Origin of the sequence: uncultured Ruminobacter sp. (assembly GCA_902764345.1) — a bacterium.
GTDB lineage: Bacteria > Pseudomonadota > Gammaproteobacteria > Enterobacterales > Succinivibrionaceae > Ruminobacter.
Genome location: CACWVT010000079.1, coordinates 1 through 5600, shown reverse-complemented (window position 1 = coordinate 5600; position 5600 = coordinate 1). Strand labels below are relative to the sequence as shown.

The following is a 5600-nucleotide window of genomic DNA, read 5'->3' as shown; positions in this document are numbered from 1 at the left end:
TAAAGAGAATTTTTTAAAAACATGGGAATAAATGTGATATTTAATGGTTTTATGATGAGATTCGCCCTAGTTATAAACTAGGGCGTGCGGAGTTTAGGAAAAAAAGAGACTGCATCTCATGCAGTCTCCCTTTCTAATATCACATATCAAAAAAATTCAATACCAACAATAAATCAGAATACTAATTTAATAACTTGGCAATATCCTCTAATGACTGATCAAATTCGGCACCGTCATTGTTCTTGAATACGTGAACTTCACCGATGTCGGTAGGCATGTTGAAGTTGCAGCGGGAAATATATTCGTCCCAGTGTTCAAGCTTCCAGGTATCACGACTTGAGTTTCTCTCAATCATACGACGATGACATGTTTCAGGTGAAGTTTCTACCCAGATGATTACCAATCTGGCACCAATCTTGGCAAGCTTGGCCCTTAAGTCAGCCACGTATGCTGGATCTCTGATTTCACGGGTGAACGGAGCATTGATTAACACATTATCTTCATATTCAAGTGCTTCAAATGCCAGATCAAGAACAGCATAATATTCGTAGTCACGAATATTTTCTTCAAAGAAATCAGAACTGCGGTTGTATTCCTGATTTGCTACCTTAAAGATCTGCTTTGAAAGAACGATTAAAGTATCTTTATCAAGATAAACCACATGATCAAGTCTCTTGGCAATAGACTTTGACACATAAGTCTTTCCGCAAGCTGGAGGAGAGGTTACAAGAATTAAACTTTTCATAGATATGCTTCACTAAAAATTTTTAATACAAAAAGGTATACGCAAGTCGTTTTATACAAACACACAGTCTTTCAAACACCTGTCAGACCGTGATAAAAATCCAACTTCTAAGAATTTTCATTCATCCTGCTAATATTATCACTTATATGGCCATTTTAGCAATTGGCCTTTGATATTTTATAAAAAAAAGTTCCATACTCGCCTTGGCAGAGTATAAAAATGCAGATTTTTTAAATACTTATATATATCTTTTTAAAATTTTGTGTACCGTCATACGTCATTTTGAGATTAAACGCTCACCTAAATAATCCTCCTCATTCTGATTACAATATCATGGCGAATCCTCAGAAAAACACAGTCAATCACCTTCACCGGAATGGTATCCTGGCTCTCCGCCATAATCCGTATAGATGTTTTAATAAAAAAGGACTAAAAAATAATATAAGTGCTTTCACTCCTGTCTTTAAAACCTCAATCCTTGATAAAGACACGGTATACCCTCGCATCATCGGAAAATTTATTTTTAATCTTATGAGATCCGGTGTTGACATTTTTAATTTTTGGATTTAACATAATTCATATCGGTAAGATATGAATTACATAAACAAAACAAGATAATAAGGAAAAACAATAATGGGTATTCATAATAACGTAACCGAACTGGTTGGTCGCACACCACTCGTTCGTCTCAATAAAATTGAGAAAAACAATAACCTTGAAGCAGAAATCGTAGTTAAGGTCGAATCTTTTAACCCTTCAGGATCCATCAAGGATCGAATCGCACTGGCAATGATTGAAGACGCCGAGCGTAAAGGAATCATCAAGGAAGGAGCAGTCATCATCGAACCTACCAGCGGTAACACCGGTATCGGTCTTGCCCTGTTCGCATCTGCCAAAGGCTATAAAGCCATTCTGACCATGCCTGAAACCATGAGTATTGAACGTCGCAATCTTCTTAAAGCTTACGGAGCACAGGTTGAACTCACAGAAGGCAACAAAGGTATGAAAGGTGCCATCGCCAGAGCTCACGAACTTGCTGAAACAATACCGAACAGCTTTATTCCTAGTCAGTTCACCAATCCGGCCAATCCTGAAATTCATTACAATACCACCGGTCCTGAAATCTGGGAAGACACCGATGGCAGGGTTGATATCTTTGTCGCCGGTGTAGGTACCGGCGGTACACTTACCGGAACCGGTAAATACCTCAAGGAAAAGAATCCTAACGTGAAGGTTGTGGCTGTAGAGCCCGCAAGCTCACCTGTTCTCTCAAAGGGAGTAAGCGGCTCACATAAGATTCAGGGGATTGGAGCAGGTTTTGTTCCTGACACTCTCGACACCGGCATTTATGATGAAATCATCGCCGTAGAAAATGAAAGTGCCTTTGAAGCAGGCAGGGAAATCGCCAGAACCGAAGGTCTTCTGGTAGGTATTTCCTCAGGTGCAGCTCTTCATGCAGCCAAGGAACTTGCAAAGAGACCTGAAAATCAGGGTAAGCGCATTGTCGTAATTCTCCCTGATACCGGTGACAGATATCTTTCAACCCAGCTTTTTGAAAACTGATATCTTAAAGTCTGAAACACTGACTGTTTATGCGAAGAAGACGGGAATTCCCCGTCTTCTTCCGTTTATGCATCGCTAAAACCTGATATCCCTAACCCACGTCATCAAAGCTTTCTCAAAAATCCGCATTTCTCTGCTTGTTCCTTTGTGAACCGACATCATATAATTCAAATACTAATCCCCCAAAACCGGTTCCAGGCAAAGAATAATGCACGAAACATCGGAAGGTTTAATAATGGCAAACTGTTATTTTATCGACTTTGAAAATGTTCACAATACGGGACTTAAGGAACTCAGCGGTCTGAACGCCGACGACCTCATTTACATTTTTTATACCGGAAACTCGGAAAACATTACTTTGGACAACGTGGACCTACTGAACAGAACACGCTGCTCCTACGAACTTATCAAGGTGCCGGCAGGCTCCCAGTCTCTTGACATGCATCTTATCTCATTTGCGGGATACACCCTCGGCGTCAACGGGAAAAAATACACCTACGTCGTAATCAGCAAAGACAAGGATTATGACAACATAATCAGCTTCTGGAATAAAAGATGCGGAGTTTCCATAAAAAGAGCGGAAACAATTAATACCAAGGCTCAGGGTAAAAAACAGGTAACGGAAGCCGCTCAAAAGCCGACTGCAGTTCCGATACCTGCGGTCAAGGAGAATGTCCCTACCGTTGAGGCATCTGCGGCCAAGGAGAATACCCCGACCGTCCAGGCACCTGCAGCTAAAGAAAATACCCCGACCGTCCAGGCATCTGCAGCCAAGGAGAATACTGTTGCCGTCCGGGTTCCGGTAATGTCCTCGAAAATCGCTAACATTCCGGAAATCACGTCAGTGATGAAAAACTCAGGATATCCAGATGACCTGATAAATAAGACCAATACCATCGTGGTTGCATGTGCGGGAGGGGAAATGCCGCTCAGCAGCATTCATTTTAATCTCAAAAATGAAACTGAAAAATTCGCTGAACTTTACAAACTGATCAAACCCGCGGCTCAGAAATACATTAAAAGCCTCAATAAGGGCGATACCAATGTTTCGTCCTCCCAAAAATCTCCTCTTAATGAAAAGGTTAAAAAGGTGCTTCGCGATCATAACTTCTCAAAAACGGCTTCTAACAAGGCCGCTACGATTATATGCGGTTTGAGCACCAGAAAGGATGCGAAAATGCAGATTTACAGACAGCTTGTATCCGAATACGGACAAGAAAAAGGACTTTCCATTTACCGGACGGTCAAATCACTGCTTTAACCTTTATCTCTCGAATTGAGATCCCCTGTGGATTCCGGGTACGGCGTGCCCAGAATCCTTTCTTAAAAATAATATGACACATCCGGACGATTGTTCTATCATAAAAGGGCTGACCGTAAAATCGTCAGTTCAGGTACCTTTCACCACCTACTGAGGCAGTACTTATGACAGACAGAGAGCTGGCAGAACTCATAGCCTATACGGCTGACCGCATGTACAGATGCGGAGCTGAAACAAGATTAATCATTCAGACCTCGGAAAGAGTGGCTAGGGCCTACGGCCGTCCTGCAACCGTGGTGGTAACACCGGAAATGATAGGCGTTAAGCTGAGAACGGACGAAGGAAACGAAACGGTAACAGAATGTTCAACCTTTACCAGAATAGACAGAGGCGGACTCAATATGCACAATCTGGTTACTTACACCAGACTGTGTCAGGAAGCGGAAAAAGGGAATTTAAGTTTCGAGGAGCTTAAGCAAAAACTTTCAGAAATACGCTCCTATCCGTATAATCCATTTCTTATGACATTCCTTATCGGGATAGCTACCGCCTGCTTCTCCTTCATTAACGGAGGGGATCTTTATACCGGCATCACGGCAATGCTTGCCGGGTCAATAACCATGGCGGTCAAACTGCTGTTGCAGAAATATCATCTCTTTGACATGTTTATTTTTACGGTTTGCGGATTTACCGGCACCGTCAGCTCCTACCTTATCGGAACCCATCTGTTTGAATTAACCCGATACAACCTGGCGGTAGCAATGGTGGTAAGCCTGCTTCTTCTGGTTCCCGGATTCCCGTTCATCAACGGCATACTTGATTTATTTAAAGGATACATATCCATGGGCACCGTCAGGCTGATTCACACAATCATTCTGGTAGCATCAGTGTGCCTGGGAATAATTCTGGCCTTCTCAATACTCCCGATAAACGGCTGGTAACGCTTGACTCACACCACCGGCCTGTTGCGGTAAAAAAGAAGTGCAGGCATTGCTATGCCCATGCCTATTGCCAAAAGTACGGATGTCGTAATTATGCCGTTTTCAAAAAATGCCTCTATAAGAGCAGACCTGTCCTCATCCGGATCATGCATTTTGATGACTGACAGAAGCGTTAAATAAGCGTACTTACCCGGGATTATGGGAACAATGCTTGCCACGGTAAACACTGGTCGTGGAACCCTTAACCGTGGCGCTATGAATATGAACATCACGCTGATAATAATGCTGCCGACAAATGAAGCTCCGATTATTCCTATACTGAATTCATTTATGCATATGGTTCTGGACAGATGAGCAACGGCTCCGCCTAAAGCCACCAGAGGCAGAAAACGCACCGGCGTTGAAAAAATCATGGCAAAAACAACTGCAGGAACGGCACTGAATATAAAATCAAGAATGTACTGGGTAACGGTCATGACATATCCCCCTTAAACCCAAGAATGTCCCCAGCCATCCTCGCAGGATGCACACTCAGACAGTAACCAATTATACATAAAAAAAACATATCCTGGTATCGGAGACAGAATCATACAATCAAATTCGATATTTCACGAATTTTGGCACCTGATTGCCGATAATATCCCAGACTCCATAAAAAAGTGAATATGCTAATTGAATTTAGACATCAATTTTATTCAAAAAAAACAGGCAAAAGTAGTGAAGGCCCATAGGAAATTTTCCTCATCACCGGCTAAAAGAAGATCTGTCTGTTAAAAAAGAGGCAGTATACGGATTATATTCATGGAGAAGAGGGAAACAAGCCGAATCAAAATACAGCCATAAAAACAGTCCCGGATAAATCCCGGACTAAATTCCGATACATGACATCACTTAATCATTGAAGCATGTTCATGAACGATTTTTAACAGTAATATAGGGGATAGCCTGACAATTAAATACGGGATGGGGACAGAGTAAAAACTCATTTCCACAGAAACGAAAAAACCGACCTTAAAGGTCGGTTAATGATGTAGTGGCGGAACGGACGGGGCTCGAACCCGCGACCTCCTGCGTGACAGGCAGGCATTCT

General features: G+C 42.3%; 5 protein-coding genes. 3 read left to right on the top strand and 2 right to left on the bottom strand.

Annotated elements, in window-relative coordinates; genetic code table 11:
* Positions 1-181: 181 nt before the first annotated feature.
* Positions 182-745: an ATP-binding protein gene (locus tag QZU58_RS09705; RefSeq protein ID WP_294460798.1), complete on the bottom strand. Its 564-nt coding sequence runs from the start codon at positions 743-745 to the stop codon at positions 182-184.
* A gap of 630 nt (positions 746-1375) precedes the next feature.
* Between QZU58_RS09705 and cysK the strand changes: the two genes are divergently transcribed.
* From cysK to QZU58_RS09690, 3 genes are all read left to right on the top strand, one after another.
* Positions 1376-2308, top strand: a complete 933-nt coding sequence (gene cysK / locus QZU58_RS09700; RefSeq protein ID WP_363174838.1) for a cysteine synthase A — start codon at positions 1376-1378, stop codon at positions 2306-2308.
* A 235-nt stretch (positions 2309-2543) separates the two neighbouring features.
* Positions 2544-3569, top strand: a complete 1026-nt coding sequence (locus QZU58_RS09695; RefSeq protein ID WP_294496355.1) for a PIN domain-containing protein — start codon at positions 2544-2546, stop codon at positions 3567-3569.
* 164 nt (positions 3570-3733) lie between these two features.
* Positions 3734-4510, top strand: a complete 777-nt coding sequence (locus tag QZU58_RS09690; RefSeq protein WP_294496353.1) for a threonine/serine exporter family protein — start codon at positions 3734-3736, stop codon at positions 4508-4510.
* Between the two features lie 8 nt (positions 4511-4518).
* Here QZU58_RS09690 and QZU58_RS09685 read toward each other — a convergent pair whose 3' ends face one another.
* Positions 4519-4986, bottom strand: coding sequence for a threonine/serine exporter family protein (locus QZU58_RS09685; RefSeq protein WP_294496351.1), 468 nt, complete (start codon positions 4984-4986; stop codon positions 4519-4521).
* Positions 4987-5600: the final 614 nt, after the last annotated feature.

What these genes read in the sequence shown, in the direction of transcription:
- QZU58_RS09705 (WP_294460798.1), bottom strand. Translation starts at nt 745, where the DNA reads ATGAAAAGTTTAATTCTTGTAACCTCTCCTCCAGCTTGCGGAAAGACT.
- QZU58_RS09695 (WP_294496355.1), top strand. Translation starts at nt 2,544, where the DNA reads ATGGCAAACTGTTATTTTATCGACTTTGAAAATGTTCACAATACGGGA.
- QZU58_RS09690 (WP_294496353.1), top strand. Translation starts at nt 3,734, where the DNA reads ATGACAGACAGAGAGCTGGCAGAACTCATAGCCTATACGGCTGACCGC.
- QZU58_RS09685 (WP_294496351.1), bottom strand. Translation starts at nt 4,986, where the DNA reads ATGACCGTTACCCAGTACATTCTTGATTTTATATTCAGTGCCGTTCCT.